At 55.7% G+C, this 17,194-nt stretch carries 11 protein-coding genes; 8 read left to right on the top strand and 3 right to left on the bottom strand.

The features are described 5' to 3' along the window. Positions 1-509: 509 nt before the first annotated feature. The 5 genes from DZE2538_RS07880 (at position 510) to DZE2538_RS07860 (ending at position 6,112) form a co-directional block, all read left to right on the top strand. The gene (locus DZE2538_RS07880) at positions 510-1,328 is read left to right on the top strand and encodes a trypsin-like serine peptidase (RefSeq protein ID WP_019845748.1); all 819 of its coding nucleotides are present in this window, start codon (positions 510-512) and stop codon (positions 1,326-1,328) included. Positions 1,329-1,611: 283 nt separating this feature from the next. Beyond that, entirely contained in the window at positions 1,612-3,162 is a 1,551-nt protein-coding gene (locus tag DZE2538_RS07875; protein WP_023640029.1) for an L-lactate permease, read from the top strand. 102 nt (positions 3,163-3,264) lie between these two features. Beyond that, positions 3,265-3,984 (top strand): (Fe-S)-binding protein, encoded by a 720-nt coding sequence (locus DZE2538_RS07870; protein WP_038907719.1) that lies wholly within the window; start codon positions 3,265-3,267, stop codon positions 3,982-3,984. 11 nt (positions 3,985-3,995) lie between these two features. Continuing rightward, complete coding sequence (locus DZE2538_RS07865; RefSeq protein ID WP_038916026.1) at positions 3,996-5,417, top strand: LutB/LldF family L-lactate oxidation iron-sulfur protein; 1,422 nt, start codon at positions 3,996-3,998, stop codon at positions 5,415-5,417. Then, the gene (locus tag DZE2538_RS07860) at positions 5,417-6,112 is read left to right on the top strand and encodes a LutC/YkgG family protein (RefSeq protein ID WP_038917133.1); all 696 of its coding nucleotides are present in this window, start codon (positions 5,417-5,419) and stop codon (positions 6,110-6,112) included. Before DZE2538_RS07865 ends, DZE2538_RS07860 begins: the two co-directional genes overlap by 1 nt. An 83-nt stretch (positions 6,113-6,195) precedes the next feature. Here the strand turns inward: DZE2538_RS07860 and hrpA are convergent, their stop codons facing one another. Continuing rightward, entirely contained in the window at positions 6,196-10,083 is a 3,888-nt protein-coding gene (gene hrpA, locus DZE2538_RS07855) for an ATP-dependent RNA helicase HrpA (protein ID WP_071603573.1), read from the bottom strand. A gap of 392 nt (positions 10,084-10,475) precedes the next feature. Between hrpA and DZE2538_RS07850 the strand changes: the two genes are divergently transcribed. Next, complete coding sequence (locus DZE2538_RS07850; protein WP_012884434.1) at positions 10,476-11,081, top strand: FMN-dependent NADH-azoreductase; 606 nt, start codon at positions 10,476-10,478, stop codon at positions 11,079-11,081. A gap of 175 nt (positions 11,082-11,256) precedes the next feature. On the opposite strand, the gene DZE2538_RS07845 is transcribed toward DZE2538_RS07850, so the two are convergent. After that, the gene (locus DZE2538_RS07845) at positions 11,257-11,490 is read right to left on the bottom strand and encodes a YnbE family lipoprotein (RefSeq protein ID WP_038916024.1); all 234 of its coding nucleotides are present in this window, start codon (positions 11,488-11,490) and stop codon (positions 11,257-11,259) included. Between the two features lie 26 nt (positions 11,491-11,516). After that, positions 11,517-14,120 (bottom strand): YdbH family protein, encoded by a 2,604-nt coding sequence (locus DZE2538_RS07840; protein WP_038916023.1) that lies wholly within the window; start codon positions 14,118-14,120, stop codon positions 11,517-11,519. Positions 14,121-14,425: 305 nt separating this feature from the next. On the opposite strand from DZE2538_RS07840, the gene DZE2538_RS07835 reads away from it, so the two are divergent. Then, complete coding sequence (locus tag DZE2538_RS07835) at positions 14,426-15,979, top strand: methyl-accepting chemotaxis protein (protein WP_023640036.1); 1,554 nt, start codon at positions 14,426-14,428, stop codon at positions 15,977-15,979. A 221-nt stretch (positions 15,980-16,200) separates the two neighbouring features. Then, on the top strand, positions 16,201-17,193 hold the full coding sequence (locus DZE2538_RS07830) for a 2-hydroxyacid dehydrogenase (protein ID WP_038916021.1): 993 nt from the start codon (positions 16,201-16,203) through the stop codon (positions 17,191-17,193). Position 17,194: the final 1 nt, after the last annotated feature.

The raw sequence follows: 17,194 nt of genomic DNA, 5'->3' as shown, positions 1-17,194 counted from the left end.
AAAAAGTAGCTAAGAAAGCCCCGGCTGCTCAGAAAGCTCAGGCTGCTAAAAAACACAAAAAGTAGCTAAGAAAGCTCCGGCTGCTCAGAAAGCCCAGGCTGCTAAAAAACACAAAAAAGTGAAAAAAGCGAAGAAAGTTGCTGCTCCAACAGCCGCTTAATTCACTCAGGTAAGAAATAGTTAATGGTCATGAACACCGGTAGCGATTATCGGCATGACGGTAGCGTTATAAAACACCCGGTTCGCCGGGTGTTTGTTTCATGGGGGACCTGATAATGCTGCGGCGTTATTCATTCGAAATCATGTTGTCCTTCCTGCTTATCTGCGCGTTGGTCATTGTTGTATTTTTCCTGTAATCCGATTTCACTCTCGCCAGCGCGCCCCAATCAGGTCATCCGATCCACCTGAACTTACCCTATCGTGTCCTGCCTTGATGTTGGCATGCTACGTTTATAGTGGATTGATGACGGTTACTACGCTGAATTTCATTGTTAAAGGCCATTCATTACATGCGCATATCAGCCTGGTTGTTATGTTCATTGAGCGTGCTCGCCCCTTACGTGTGGGCCGATGACGACACCTCAACCCTGACGGAACAACAAAAACAGATCCTGTTCTTTAATCATGATGATCGCGATAGCGTGCCGGATACTTCCCAGTGGCCATGGCAGGCGATTGGTCAATTAGAAACCGCCAGCGGTAACTTGTGCACCGCCACCTTGATTTCACCTCATCTGGCGCTGACGGCAGGCCACTGTGTCGTGGCACCGCCCGGCGTACCGGACAAACCGGTTGCACTGCGTTTTCTGTCAACAGAAAACGGCTGGCGCTATGAAACCGATAAAATTGAAGCGTTAACCAATAAGAAACTGGCCAGAATGTTAAAAGCGGACGGTGATGGCTGGATCGTTCCCCCCGCTGCCGCACCGTGGGATTTCGCCCTGATTCGCCTGCGAGAAACACCGCCGGGCATCCGCCCATTGCCTATCTGGCAAGGCTCGCAGGAAGAACTGAAAGCCGCACTGGATGCGGCACAACAGAAGGTTACCCAGGCCGGTTACCCGGAAGACCATGAGGACACGTTGTACCGCCATCAGGATTGCCAGATTACAGGCTGGGTCCATAAGGCGGTGATGGCGCACCGTTGCGACACCTTACCGGGCGATAGCGGTTCGCCATTGATGCTGAAAACCGCCGGTAGCTGGATTTTGGTCGGCATCCAAAGCTCCGCCCCGGACGCCAGCAACCGTAATCTCGCCGATAACCGTGCTGTTGCGGTTACCGCCATACGCCAGCAGTTGGAAGCACTGGCTAAAGAGAAACGCTGATAACAATGACCCGCCGGTATCGTCGCTGACATACCGGCAGTTGCCCGTCCCCTCCCTTATACCGTCTGCACCTACCCCTTTTTTGCCGTAAAAGCCCACAAATTGTTAATGGTATTAACCTTCTCTTATACCTAAGAGTAACCTGTTCATACCTTTTACCGACACGTTGAAACTTATCTTTCAATGAAGCGATCCAGCCACCTGACCCGATTTTTTGATCTCTCTATAAACGATTACTCCTAGAACGATATCAATAAGTTACATTTTTATTTTAGGGAGCATTATGTACGAATACTTACAATTCTCACTTGGCGTTTTGCCACTTGTGATAATGATCATTCTGATTTTGAAAATCAAAATGCCCATTCATCATTCTGTCCTGATCACCCTGGTGATCACGGCTATCCTGAGCATGACCGTCTGGCACATGCCGTTACAAACACTCGGTTCGGCCATTGGCTATGGGGTGATAAAGGGCTTATGGCCTATCATCATCGTGATTTTGGGTGCGATTTACAGTTATAACCTGATGCAAGAAACACGCAGCATGGATGTTCTGCGTGACGTACTGGCCAGCATTAGCGACGACAAACGTATTCAGGTGTTGTTGATTTCCTGGTGCTTCGGTGGCTTCCTTGAAGCGGCAGCGGGCTACGGTACCGCCGTGGCGATTCCTATCGGTATTCTGATTGCGCTGGGTTTTAACCCGCTGAAAGCGGCCATCGCCTCATTGGTGGCGAACACCGTCCCCACCGCCTTTGGCGCCGTCGGTATTCCGGTGTCGATTTTGGCAGAGCAGGTCCACCTGCCGGTTACCGCCCTGGGCGGCACGATTATTTTGCAACTGGCACTGTTCAACATTCTGCTGCCGTTTGTGATTATCGCCATCATCGGCGACGGCGTGAAAGCGATCAAAGGCGTGGTAGGCATCACCCTGGTGTGTGGGATTACCACATTGATTCCGCAGTATTTTGTCGCCGTTCACCTGGGTGCGGAACTCCCGGCATTCGCAGGCAGCCTTGTCAGCCTGATTGCGGTCGCGGCAATGGGGCGTGCACGTAAGGGGCAAACCGACCCACGCTACCTTATCCAGAACAATACCCGCTCGGGTACGCTGCCTTCAGGCCGTGAATTGCTGAAAGCCTGTTCTATTTATATGCTTATTTTTACCTTTATCCTGCTTTGCTCGCCGTTATTCCCCGGCATTAAGCAGGTTGTCGGGCAGGTGACCTCGACGCTGTCGTTCCCGTTACCGCAAGGAAAAGCGCTGTCACTGAAAATCGACTGGATAGCCACACCGGGCGTACTGATCATTATTGCGACCCTGCTGGGCGGTTTTATTCAGGGTGCCACATTAGGCAAGATGCTGAGCGTATTAGCTAGCACGATTAAGCAGTTGAAAAACTCGATTATCGCTATCACCACTATCGTCGCGATGGCGACCATCATGGATGTCAGTGGGCTTATCGCCACGCTGGCGCAGACGATGGTGAATCTCACGGGCGGTGCCTATGTCTTTATCGCGCCTATCATCGGTGCGCTGGGGACGTTCGTCACCGGTAGCGATACCAACTCGAACGTTTTGTTCGGCAAGTTGCAAACGGTCGCGGCAGAAAAACTCCATATTGACCCCGTCTGGCTGGCGGCGGCCAATACCTCCGGGGCAACCGGCGGGAAAATGATCTCCCCGCAGAGTATCGCCATTGCGGTATCCGCCACCCGAATGGACGGACAAGGCAGCGCCATTATGGCCGGTACGCTGAAATACTGTACCGCCTATATCCTGATTCTCGGGCTAAAAGTCGGACTGTTTTATTACTTATTTATGTCTTAAACCTGTTTATGTCCTGAACCTGTTTGTTTTTCCGAATAATCAGCGCCGGACGATAACGTCTTATCATAAAAACAAGCCTATACCCTGTATTGGAGAGATGTCGTGAATGTTAACTTTTTTGTGACCTGTATCGGCGACGCGTTGAAATCACGGATGGCACGTGATTCGGTGCTGTTGCTGGAGCACTTAGGCTGCCAGGTTCATTTCCCTGAAAAACAGGGATGCTGCGGTCAGCCCGCGCTTAATAGCGGCTATGTGAAAGAAGCCATCCCGGGGATGAAAAACCTGATTGCGGCGCTGGAGGAAAACGACGACCCGATTATCTCCCCGGCGGGTTCTTGCACCTACGCCATCAAAAGTTACGCCACCTGGCTTAGCGATGAACCGCAGTGGGCGAAACGCGCAGAGCAGGTCGCTGCGCGGATGTTCGACCTGACCTCGTTCATCGTCAACACGCTGGGCGTCGTCGATGTGGGCGCGCGTTTACCCGGCAAGGCGGTTTACCATCCGTCCTGTAGTCTGTTTCGCAAAATGGGCGTGAAAGAAGAACCGCTGGCGCTACTGAAACAGGTCGATGGTCTGACACTGCTGCCGTTTCAGGCACCGGAAACCTGCTGCGGTTTCGGTGGTACCTTCTCGGTAAAAATGGCGGAAATCTCCGGTGAAATGGTGAAAGAAAAAGTGGGCCATATTATGGATGCCGAGCCGGATTACCTGATCGGTGCCGATGTCAGTTGCCTGCTCAATATCGGCGGACGTCTGCAACGCGAAGGACGCCCGGTTAAGGTGATGCATATCGCCGAAGTGTTGATGAGCCGCTGAGGAGGTTACCCATGTACTTAAAAACCAGCGATGTTGCTTTCAAAGCGCGTATCAAGCAACAGATAGACGACCCCATTATGCGTAACGCCGTGGCCAACGCGCAGGAACGTATCGGTGCCAACCGCCAGAAAATGGTGGATGAGCTGGGGCATTGGGAAGACTGGCGCGAGCGTGCCAGCCAAATCCGCGAGCACGTACTGGCTAACCTGGATGCTTACCTCTACCAGCTCTCAGAACGCGTCAGCGCTAACGGCGGTCACGTTTTTTTTGCCAAAACCAAAGAGGACGCAACGGATTACATCCTGCGTGTCGCTCAGTCGAAGCAGGCGAAAAAAGTGGTCAAGGCCAAATCGATGGTCACCGAAGAAATTGGCATGAACCACGTGCTGCAGGAAGCCGGTATCCAGGTGATTGAAACCGATCTTGGCGAATACATTCTGCAGCTTGATGGCGATCCGCCGTCACACATCGTGGTACCGGCTATTCATAAAGATCGTCATCAGATTCAACGGGTGTTGCGTGAAAAGTTGGGCTACGACGGGCCGGAAACCCCAGAAGCCATGACACTGTTCATCCGCCAAAAAATTCGTCAGGACTTTCTGAGTGCCGAAATCGGTGTCACCGGCTGTAACTTCGCCGTGGCGGAAACCGGCTCCGTGTGTCTGGTGACCAATGAAGGTAATGCCCGCATGTGTACGACGTTGCCGAAAACACACATCGCGGTGATGGGGATGGAGCGTATCGCGCCGACGTTTGAAGAGGTCGATGTGCTTATCACCATGCTGGCGCGCAGTGCCGTCGGCGCGCGGCTGACCGGGTACAATACCTGGCTCACCGGCCCACGCGAAGCAGGCAATGTGGATGGCCCGGAAGAATTCCATCTGGTGATTGTCGATAACGGCCGCTCCACCGTGCTGGGGTCGCAGTTCAAGGACATATTGCGTTGTATTCGTTGCGGTGCGTGTATGAACACCTGCCCGGCGTACCGTCATATCGGTGGTCACGGCTACGGCTCTATTTATCCAGGCCCTATCGGCGCGGTCATTTCTCCCCTGCTGGGTGGTTACGATGATTTTAAAGATCTGCCCTACGCCTGCTCGTTGTGTACCGCCTGCGATAGCGTATGCCCGGTCCAGATTCCGTTATCGAAGCTGATTCTGAAACACCGCCGCGTCATGGCAGAAGGTGGGCTCACGCCCAAAGGCGAGCAGAGCACGATTAAGCTGTTCGCGTATGCCAACAGCCACCCGACGTTATGGAAAGTCGGCATGATAGCGGGCGCCCGTGCCGCCAGTTGGTTTATCCGGGACGGGAAACTCCCCATTAACATCGGGGCCATCAGTGAATGGACACAGGCACGTGACTTGCCGCCGGCCGATGGTGAAAGTTTCCGTTCCTGGTTTAAAAAACACAAAGCGCAGGGAAATAAATGATGAATCACAGAGAGGCATTTTTAGCTGACATCGCCAATGCACTAGGCCGACCGGTTCGCCATCTTCCGTCGCCGCCGCCGGTTCCTGCGCATGATCACGCCCAGACCCGTCTGACTGAACTTGACGCGCAGCAACGCTGCGACGCGTTTATTGAATGCGCCAGCAACGTCATGCTGGCGCATTGTGAATTAACCACCGAAGCCGATGCCGCCGAGGCAGCGTGGCGTTTATGCGAACGTTATGGCCGCGAACCGGTTATCCTCAGCGGCGATGAGCGGCTGGTCGCTTTGGGAATTACCGCCCGGTTGCAGGAAACCTGCAATGCCGTGGTGTGGGATCCTGCGCGGGGAGAAGAAAACATCCGGCTGGCCGAGCAAGCCAAGGTCGGCGTGGTCTACGCCGAATATGGGTTAACGGAATCGGGCGGCGTGGTGCTATTTTCCACCCCGGATCGCGGCCGTGCGGTCAGCTTACTGCCGGAATCGTCAATTTTTGTGGTGCGCAAAAGCACGATTTTGCCGCGTGTCGCGCAACTGGCGCGTCATCTGCATCAGCTGGCGGAGCAAGGCACCCGACTGCCCTCCTGTATCAACCTGATCGGTGGCCCCAGCTCCACCGCCGACATCGAGCTTATCAAGGTGGTCGGGGTACACGGCCCGGTTAACGCCGCGTATCTGATCATCGAAGACTGTTAATCGTCATCACCACCATCCCCTGGCCCGATGCTTGAGCACCGGGCCAGGGCTATCCGATTATCTACGTTATCCCGCTATCCGCTTTACCCGTCTATCTGATCCATCGCCTGCATAATGCGTTTATCAGAAATGGGGTACGGTGTGCCCAGTTGCTGGGCAAAATAGCTGACACGCAACTCTTCGAGCATCCAGCGGATAGCTTTCACGTCATCATCATCGCGGCGTTCCGGCGGCAGCTTATTCAGCCACTGTTGCCAGGCCTGCTGCACCTGCTCGACTTTCAGCATCTGCGCCCGATCGCGGTGGACATCCTGCGCCAGTTTATCCAGCCGACGCTCAATGGCTTGCAAATAACGCAGTACATCCGGCAACCGCTTGTAGCCGTTATCGGTCACGAAACCGCGAAATACCAGCCCGCTCAACTGACTTTTAATGTCGCTTAATGCCAGCGCCAGCGCCATGTCCACCCGGCCTTTCAGCCGCTTATTGATGTTGAACACCGTGGTGAGGATCTGCTCCACCTGACGGGCGATATCTACCACCGTGTCGTTCAGTTCCGCCCGCACACGCTCGTGCAGCTGGCGAAACGCCGCTTCCTGCCATACCGGGCCACCGGCTTGCTCCATCAATTTGTCCACACCGCAGGCGATGCAATCGTCAATCAGCTCCAGCACCTTGCCGTACGGGTTGAAATACAGCCCCAACTTGGCCTTATTCGGCAGCTTTTCGTGCAGGTATTTGATGGGTGATGGAATATTCAGCAGCAGCAAACGGCGCTGACCACGCCACATCATCTGTTGTTGCTGGTGCGGCGAATCAAACAGACGGATCGCCACGCTGTCTTTTTCATCCACCAGCGCCGGATAGGCTTTTACCGCATAGCCACCCCGTTTTTGCTCGTAACGTTCCGGTAAATCGCCAAAACTCCAGATGTGCAAATCGCGTTGCTCGATGCCGTCATCCGCCACCGCCGACAACGTCTGTTGCACCTTCTCCTGCAACTGATCTTTCAGCGCTCGCAACTGCTTGCCTTCCCGCAGCGTCCGGTTTTTCTCATCCACCACCCGGAAGGTGATTTTCAGATGATCGGGCACCTGATCCCACTGCCAGGCTTCGCGATCAACCGTCACGCCGGTCATCAGGCGCAACTCACGCTCCAGCGCTTCCAGCAACCCTTTTTCCAGTGGTGTGACCCGCGCCAGAAACGCTTCTGCATAGTTGGGCGCCGGCACGAAGTTACGCCGTATCGGTTTGGGCAATGACTTGATCAACGCCACCACCAGATCACGCCGTAACCCTGGGATCTGCCATTCGAACCCGTCTTCTTTCACCTGATTCAACACCGGCAGCGGGATATGCACGGTCACGCCGTCCGCGTCCGCGCCCGGTTCAAACTGGTAGGTAAGCCGTAACCGCAGCTCACCCTGCTGCCAATGGTTCGGGTAATCCAGCGCGCTGACACGTTCCGCGCCGTCTTTGATCAGCATCGCCTTTTCGAAATTCAGCAATTCCGGGTTGGCTTTGGCGGCCTGCTTCCACCAGCTGTCGAAATGGCGGCTGGAGACCACATCCTGGGGCACACGCTGGTCGTAGAACGCAAACAGTGTCTCGTCATCCACCAAAATATCGCGGCGGCGAGATTTGTTTTCCAGTTCTTCCACTTCCTGGCGTAATTGCTGGTTGGCACGGAAAAAACCGTGTGAGGTTTGCCAATCGCCTTCCACCAGCGCGTGGCGAATGAACAGCTCACGCGACACCACCGGGTCGATAGTGCCGTAGTTCACTTTACGGGCGGCCACCAGCGGCAAACCGTACAGTGTGACCTTCTCCTGTGCCATCACCGCGCCCTGCGCTTTTTCCCAGTGCGGGTCGCTGTAACTGCGTTTGATCAGGTGTTGCGCCAGCGGCTCGACCCATTCCGGTTCAATGCGAGCAGCGATACGCCCCCACAGACGGCTGGTTTCCACCAGCTCCGCCACCATCGTCCACTTCGGTGGCTTCTTAAACAAACCGGAGCCCGGGAAAATGGCAAACCGGGTGTTACGCGCGCCGCTGAATTCCTGCTTGTCGACGTCCTTTTGCCCGATATGGGACAACAGCCCGGTCAGCAACGCGCAATGCAGGCTGCGGTAATCCGCCGGTTCGCTATTCACCGGGAAGCCCAGCTCTTTTACCACCTGACGCAATTGGGTGTAGATATCCTGCCATTCCCGTACCCGCAGGTAGTTGAGGTAGTCGCTACGGCACAGCTTGCGAAACTGGCTGGATGACAAGGCTTTCTGCTGTTCCTGCAGGTAGTCCCACAGGTTGACGAACGCCTGAAAATCGGACTCTTTGTCGGCAAACCGGCGATGCTTTTCTTCCGCCGCTTGCTTTTTCTCCGCTGGGCGTTCACGCGGGTCCTGAATCGACAACGCGGCGGTAATGATCATCGCCTCACGCACACAGCTGGTCTGTCGCGCTTCCAAAACCATACGCGCCAGCCGTGGGTCAACCGGCAGCTGTGCCAGTTGCCGTCCCTGCGGTGTCAGGCGATAGCGGCCGTCATCACTGGTGTGAATCGCGCCCAGCTCTTCCAGTAACCGTACCCCGTCCTGAATATTGCGCTTGTCCGGCGCTTCGACAAACGGGAATGCGGCGATATCCCCCAGCCCCAACGCCGTCATCTGCAAAATGACCGAGGCCAGGTTGGTACGCAGAATCTCCGGGTCGGTAAACTCGGGCCGGGAGAGAAAATCCTGCTCAGAATAAAGGCGAATACAGATCCCCGCCGCCACACGGCCACAGCGCCCTTTTCGCTGATTGGCGGAAGCCTGTGACACCGGTTCAATCGGCAAGCGTTGCACCTTGGTGCGATAGCTGTAGCGGCTGATGCGCGCCGTGCCGGGGTCAATCACATAGCGGATACCCGGTACCGTCAACGACGTTTCCGCCACGTTGGTCGCCAGCACGATGCGACGCCCGTGGTGAGACTGGAATACCCGGTTCTGCTCCTGGCTGGAAAGACGCGCGTACAGCGGCAAAATCTCGGTATGCGGCAGATCCTGCTTGCTTAACGCATCGGCCGTATCGCGGATTTCCCGCTCACCGCTCATAAACACCAGAATATCGCCCGGCCCTTCGTGACACAGCTCATCTACCGCATCCAGTATCGCCTGTAACTGATCGCGGTCGCTGTCTTGCGCGTCTTCCACCACCGGCCGATAACGCACATCCACCGGGTAGGTACGCCCAGACACTTCGATCACCGGCGCATTGCTGAAATGGCGCGAAAAACGCTGCGGGTCGATGGTCGCCGAGGTGATGATTACCTTGAGATCCGGGCGTTTCGGTAACAGCTGCCTGAGGTAGCCGAGGATAAAATCGATATTGAGGCTGCGTTCGTGGGCCTCATCAATGATCAGCGTGTCGTACTGCATCAGCAGCCTGTCTTGCTGAATTTCCGCCAGCAGGATACCGTCGGTCATTAGCTTGACCAGCGTGTTATCACTCACCTGATCGTTAAACCGCACCTTGTAACCCACGGTACTGCCCAACGGGGTTTCCAGTTCGGCGGCAATGCGGTCCGCCACGCTGCGGGCCGCCAGTCGACGCGGCTGGGTATGGCCTATCAGCCCGGTCACACCGCGTCCCAACTCCAGGCACATCTTCGGCAACTGGGTGGTTTTACCTGAACCGGTTTCCCCAGCCACAATCACCACCTGGTGATCGCGGATAGCGTTGAGGATCGCCTCACGTTTCTGGCTGACCGGCAACGCCTCTGGATAATGAATAGTCGGCAGCGATGTCCTGCGTTGTTCTACCCGCAGGCGAGCAGTGTCAATCTCCTGACCAATTTCCTGCGCAATCGCCGCCTGCGCCTGTGGATTCCCCACTTTCATCGCGCCTTGCAAACGGCGACGCAGACGTTGCCGGTCACGTAGCATTAAGGCATCAAGTTGAGGTTCTAACGCATGGAGAGGTGATGTCACGGTGCAATTCCTTACTGTCTGATTCCGGGAGTGCGTCGCCATACCGAACACGTAGGGGTGATGGCCGCTGTCCGGTGCCGCTGGTCGGCAAGCATCGTCTGAGGGTTACCAGAACGCATAGTGACCCAAAAAAACGGTGACCAGAAAAATGATGACCAGCGCAACATGGCGAAAACACAAATTCGGGCGGCGGGCATGGTATCACATTGACGGCGCAGGCTATATGCCGTCCAAAGGGATTCTGCCACGCTATCTCTCGCCTCACGCCCCTTCATTCAATAAAATCGAACAAAGAACTCGAAATATTGCGCTATCCCGTTGTCGATAACACACCTATGATGCGTTCATGCGACGACAACGTTCGTTCTGGCACACTTAATAAGGAATAGGCAATGAGCAAAGTACTCGTTCTGAAATCAAGCATTTTGGCTGACTTCTCTCAATCCAACCAGTTGGCTGACCACTTTACTGCCTCCTGGCAGGCAGCGCACCCTGCCGACACCATTACCGTTCGCGACCTGGCCGCTCAGCCGGTACCGGTGCTGGATGGTGAGCTGGTTGGCGCGATGCGTCCTTCCGACAAACCGCTGACTCCGCGTCAGCAGGACGCGCTGGCCCTGTCCGACGCCCTGATTGCCGAACTTCAGGCACACGATGTTATCGTGCTGGCCGCCCCGATGTACAACTTCAACATTTCAACCCAGTTGAAGAACTATTTCGACTTTATCGCCCGTGCTGGCGTCACCTTCCGCTACACCGAACAAGGGCCGGAAGGTCTGGTGAAAGGCAAACGCGCTGTGGTACTGACCAGCCGTGGCGGTATTCACAAAGATACCGAGAGCGATGTGGTCGCACCGTACCTGCGCCTGATGCTGGGCTTCATCGGCATCACCGAAGTCGAATTCGTGTTTGCAGAAGGTATCGCTTACGGCCCGGATATGGCACAAAAAGCGGTGGCTGATGCTAAAGAACAACTGTCTCAGTTGGCATCTGCATAATACTCCCCGACCTTCTTCACGTTGCCGGTGCATTGCCTGGCCTGCAACGTGAATGATTTGGGGTATATAACGCGTTAATTACCCTCATACTCGCCGCCGTGTTGCCTGATGATTCCTTTTTATGGCACACGGCGTTTTTTATGACTTGTCTATAACTACTACCCGTCTATAACGACTACTCGTCTATAACGACGCCTTTATTGCCCTGATTTCTCTTTATCTGCTCACCGGCCCGGTTACCGGTGCTATCGAGCAGTTGTGCCGTTTCTTTATCCGTGTGAATGCGGATGTCGTGCTCGATATGCACGTTCATGTTGATGGTAATCGGCTCCTTTGGCGCCGCCACCTCAATGCGCGGGGTGCAGCCGGTTAGCAACACGGCCGTTATCGCGACACAGGCTGTTCTCATCTCGTCCTCTTACTACTCATCATCGATTACTCAGCGACCTGTTGTTCTAGTGCCGCCTTCAGATTGTCGCCAAAACGCAGGCTACGCCATAACTGGAAGAGGTTTTCCTGCTGGCGATAATTGAGCACTATGTCGCGCCGTGACAGGTCATCCATCACGCTTTGCCCCGTAATACGCGACGCCAGCGACAACTCGCCATTCTGACTGATATCGACCGTCACCCAGGAACGTCCAACCTCAAGATAGCGTAACCAGGCTACAGCCGTCGCATTGGCGACACTGTTTCGCGCCAGTTGATCCGCCAGTTGCGAATCCAGCTCTATGGTCAGTGGCGTGTCATTGGTAAATTTACCGTCTTTGACCAGCATCGAGGGGTGGCTGAAGTTCAGCGGGAGTACACCGCTCACCCGGCCGGACATCGACAGTTTCTTCACCTTCAGACCACTCACCAGTTCGCCGACATCGATCCCCTGTAACCGTAGTATCGCCGAATCATGTGCAGGCAGGCGCAGCGGCGACAACGACAGATGACCATCCAGCACATCCAGGTCCAGCTGCGCCAGCGTAAACGGATGGCGCTCACTGTAAGGGTAATGGCCATACAGTTGTATATCGATGTTCTGCATCGGGAACAGGCTATCGAGCCGGTTAATGCGTAACGCCACCGGACGGGAAATGCCCAACTGCCAGCGATGATTTTCGAAACGGTACGGCAACACAAAGTTCACCCCGCTGACTTCGCCATCCTCCAGCCAGGCGCTGGCGTTTTTCACCACCCAATGCCCCCCAGCGCGGAATCCCTGCCCACGCGCAGCGGAAAATGCCGCTTGTGCGTAAAACTGCCCGGTACGAATAGCCAGATTCCAGCGTGGCGGCAACAACGTCTGGAATACCCGCAACGGCTGCGGTGCCCACCACCCGTTACCACGCAGCCGTTGTCCGTCCCAGCGACCGTTAAGTCGAATAGGGCCGACCGCCTGCGCCTGCAACTGACCATTCCATTGGAAATCCTGCAAATTGCGGCCATGAATATCCAGCGCCAGCTCGGTGGCAGGCAGCGTGCCAGCACCGTGAAAATTCACCTGCTTCGCCGCCAGTTTCAGCGCGCCGCGCAGCGTTCCCGCCGTGGGGTCGCGTCGCCAGCGCAGGGGTTCGGTCAGCGTCAGTCTCGGCTGTTCTACCGTCACCACGCCGTACCGCAGTTGGTTAAGACCGCTGGACAACGACTCGACGTCAATCTCATTATTCTGCCAGCGCCCCTGACCTGCGATATCCCATCGGCCTTGCAACGGCGGCAGCTCGCCTTCTCCCCAATAGCGCCAGCGCCAGTCACCGCGGTCTGGCCAAAACTGCTGCGCTTTACCGTCAAGATGCAAGCGGAAACGCCCCCAGTAGCGGTCGCGTACGTTGACAATGGCCTGTAACCGGCCGCTCACACCTTGTCGGGTCACCTGGATTCCCGCCAGCGGCCAGCGCGCCTCCTCCAGCTCCACGTCCGGACGCGGTGTTCCCCAGGCCCGTAATAGCGCGCCCGGTAGCAACGACACGGTAGGATCAAGCACCGCCCCTTTTACGGTGCCCGGCAGTGACGCGAAAATGGATAAATCAGGCAAATTCACTTGCCCGGTAAACTGGAAGCGCATATCGCTGTCAGTCAGCCCCAGTAAACCGGGCCCCACCGACAGCACCGCGTTAGCGCGACCATGATGCCCCTGGGTCAGAATATTGAGGCGTGCTTCCAGCCGCAGTGGGTCACGCGGTTGCAACAGATCGTACAATGTCAGCGAAACGCCACCGGTCAGCGGCTGGCTGGCATACGGCCAACGCCAGCGCCCGTCCTGAATACGCAGGTTGCCGTCGCTTATCCGCCACGGCAGCGTCAGCAACGGTTCGTCCATTGACGCCACACTGACCGTCAATTCGCCCTGATTCCCCTGCCAGCGCAGCACCGCACTGGCTGGTTCCGGTAACCGTAACGGTAGCCCGACGCCTTGCACCTCCCCCCGTTGCGGCAGGCGGTTAAGCGTTGGTGCCAGGTGCATCGCGCCGTTGATTTGTAGCGGTGTTTCTTGCGGTGCCGTGCGCATCAGGCCTTGATGTAGCGTCAGTTCAGCGCCACGCAATTCCGCCTGCACCTGTAGCTGGTCGCTCTGGATATGGAGTTGCTGGCGCGATGCGTCGCCAGACAAGTGCAAACTGCCCACCTCGGGCAGCCAGGGTGTGAGTGCAACGTGGTGCAGAATCAATTCGGTTTCCGGCAACCACTGTTGCCACTGCGCTAATTGAGGTGCCGTCATCGCGGAAGAGACCGGCCATTGCCGCAAACAGTCCGCATCCAGCGTCAAGGCTTGCGCCTCCAGATACCAACGCCCGTCCCGATAACGCACCAGCAAGCCTGACAGCGTCGCTGGCTGACACGATGCCAGACGCAGTTGTACGTCGGGCAGCCAGAATCCTCCCTGACGCCAGCCGGGCGTGTCATTCAACGCCACCCTCACACCGACAGGCAAATAAGGCTGCAATACCACGGGCAACCAGCGCGGCATCGTCAGGCAGGCGATGATTCCCCCCAGCATCAGCGCGACGACCAGCAGGGCCAGCCATCGGGTACAGCGTATAAACGTCAGCATGGATTATGTTTCAGGGTGTTCTCGCTATCATCATTTTTATCATTCAGTGCGAATTGTTACGATTAATGCGCTAAATGTCACCATTCAGTTCACATTACCCAGCAAAATCCGTACATCTCAATTACCTGATCGTGATAAAATTTTTACATAAGCACAGTCTCTGACTACGCGCTGCCTTGATGGCAGGCACGGTGGCAACGCCCATACACCGCGCTTCTGCCTGTATTATCGATTCATTAGCATTGTTGCTTATTTAGACAATATGGACTCGCTTTACCCTTCAATATCGCAAAAAGGGATGCTTCATGCGTAAAAATTACCCGGTAAGCCAACGTCAGTATCCGCTGGATGCCAATACTAAACTGATGTCGGTCACCACCCCTGACAGCCTCATCACCTACGCCAACGCCGACTTCATCAACGTCAGCGGCTATGAGCCGGAAGAACTGATGGAGCAACCGCATAATATTATCCGCCATCCGGATATGCCACCGTCGGCCTTCGCGGACATGTGGAATACGCTAAAAGCCGGAAAAATCTGGACTGGTGTGGTCAAAAACCGTCGTAAGAACGGTGATCACTATTGGGTTCGTTCCAGCACGACGCCGCTAAAGCGCGATGGCAAGCTGGTCGGTTATATGTCGGTACGCACCGCCGCCACCACAGACGAAATCAGCCAGGCGGAAGCACTCTATGCTCAGGTGAATCAGGGAACCCTGAAAAACCGCACTTTCCATCACGGTTTGGTGGTGTATACCGGTCCGCTGAAATGGTTGAGCATGTTCAAAACCATGCCACTGCGCTGGCGCATTCGCAGCTATTTTGGGCTGCTGGGGCTGATGCCGCTGGCTATCGCGTTCGCACTGCTGCCAAAAACAGCGCTGGTATGGGGTGTGTTTGCCGCCTTGATCGCCTGTGCCAGCCTGTTCTGCGAGCTGCTGGTGCAACATATCGCCAAACCGACGGAACTGATCCTCGAGCAAGCGATGCGTTCTGCGTCCGGCCAGGCCAACAGCCTGACCCAGCTTAATCGCGCCGATGAGATAGGCATGCTGATGCGCGCCGTCAATCAATCCGGCATGAACTTCCGCACCTTTGTCGATGACGTCAACGTCAACCTGCATGAACTCAAAACCGCGTGTAGTGAAATCGCCCAGGGGAATCACATTCTGGCCGAGTGCTGCGAGAAAACCGAAGAGAGCCTGCAACAAACCGCCGCCTCGGTCGAGCAGCTTACCGCGACCATCAAGAGTAACGCCGACGCCTCGCTACGCGCTTCGCAATATGCGCAGGACGTCAACCAGGTCGTCAATGTCGGCGAGCAAGCCGTTTCGGAGGTTGCCAGTACGATGGATGCGATCACCCGCGCCAGCGAACGCATCACCGATATCATCAGCGTGTTGGATAATCTGGCATTCCAGACCAATATTCTGGCGGTCAACGCTGCCGTCGAAGCTGCTCATGCCGGGGAGCAAGGTAAGAGTTTCGCGGTGGTCGCCAGTGAGGTCCGTTCGCTGGCGCAGCGCAGCGCCTCCTCCGCCAAGGACATCGCGGCATTGATCGACAATACGCTCTCCAGCATCCGCGCTGGCGACCAGCAAGTGGCTCATACCAACCGCTCGATGAACAACATTTTGGTCAAAGTGCAGGAAGTGACGCACTTGATGAACGACATCAGCCTGGCCACCAAAGAACAGTCGCAGGGGCTGCAGCAGATCAATGACGCGGTCAACCGCATCGACGAGCTGACCCATCAGAACACCGCACTGGCGAGTCAGTCCAACTCCGCCACCGGGCACCTGCAGCAGCAGATCGCCAGCATGGCGCAAGCCATCTCGGTATTCGGTGCCTCGAAGTAAGTCACATCATCCTGGTCATCACGGAGGGGGAAATCCCCCTCCCTTTTTGTTGCTGTCAACCGTACCGCCACCCTGACGTTTTCATCCCGTTACCATGATAAGGGTAACGGTTTGTCTGTTTATGATTTTCTGCTAACTTATTCTGGTTGCCATCATCACGGCAGGTGATAACACCACCTATAACAGATGCGCAACCGACAATACCCTGTGGAGAGATCATCATGAAGCTGGCGATTTACAGCACCAAACAATATGACCGCAAATACCTGGAACAGGTAAACCAACAGTTCGGGTATGAGTTGGAGTTTTTCGATTTTATGCTGAGCCCGCGCACCGTCAAAATGGCCGCGGGCTGCGACGCGGTTTGTATCTTCGTCAACGATGAAGCCGGGCGTGAGGTGCTGACAGAACTGGCGAATAACGGCATCAACATCCTGGCGTTACGCTGCGCCGGTTTTAATAACGTCGACCTGGACGCGGCCCGCGAACTGGGGATCCGGGTGGTGCGTGTACCGGCCTACTCACCGGAAGCGGTAGCAGAGCATGCGGTAGGCATGATGATGAGCCTCAACCGCCGCATTCATCGCGCGTATCAGCGCACTCGCGATGCCAATTTCTCACTGGAAGGGTTGATTGGGTTCAACATGTACCAGCGTACGGCGGGGATTATCGGCACCGGAAAAATTGGTATCGCCACCCTGCGTATCCTTAAAGGATTCGGCATGACGCTGCTGGCGCACGACCCTTACCCGAATCCACTCGCACTGGAACTGGGCGCAGAGTATGTCGACCTCGATACTCTGTATGCCCGCTCAGACGTGATTTCACTGCACTGCCCGCTGACACCAGAAAACCATCATCTGCTTGACCAGAATGCGTTTGCACGCATGAAAAATGGCGTGATGATCATCAACACCAGCCGGGGCGGATTGATTGACTCTCAGGCCGCCATCGACGCGCTCAAGCAGCAAAAAATCGGCTCACTCGGCATGGATGTGTATGAAAACGAACGAGACTTGTTTTTTACCGACAAATCCAACGACGTGATTCAGGACGACGTATTCCGTCGGCTTTCGGCCTGTCACAACGTGCTGTTTACCGGCCATCAGGCCTTTTTGACCGAAGAAGCGCTGACCAGCATCGCCGACACCACTTTGCACAACATCCAACAGCTTAGCGAAGGCGTACCCTGCCCCAACCAGGTCAATCCGTGAT

This window comes from Dickeya zeae NCPPB 2538, assembly GCF_000406165.1.
In the GTDB taxonomy this organism is placed as follows: domain Bacteria; phylum Pseudomonadota; class Gammaproteobacteria; order Enterobacterales; family Enterobacteriaceae; genus Dickeya; species Dickeya zeae.
This window is presented reverse-complemented; position numbering and strand designations above follow the sequence as displayed.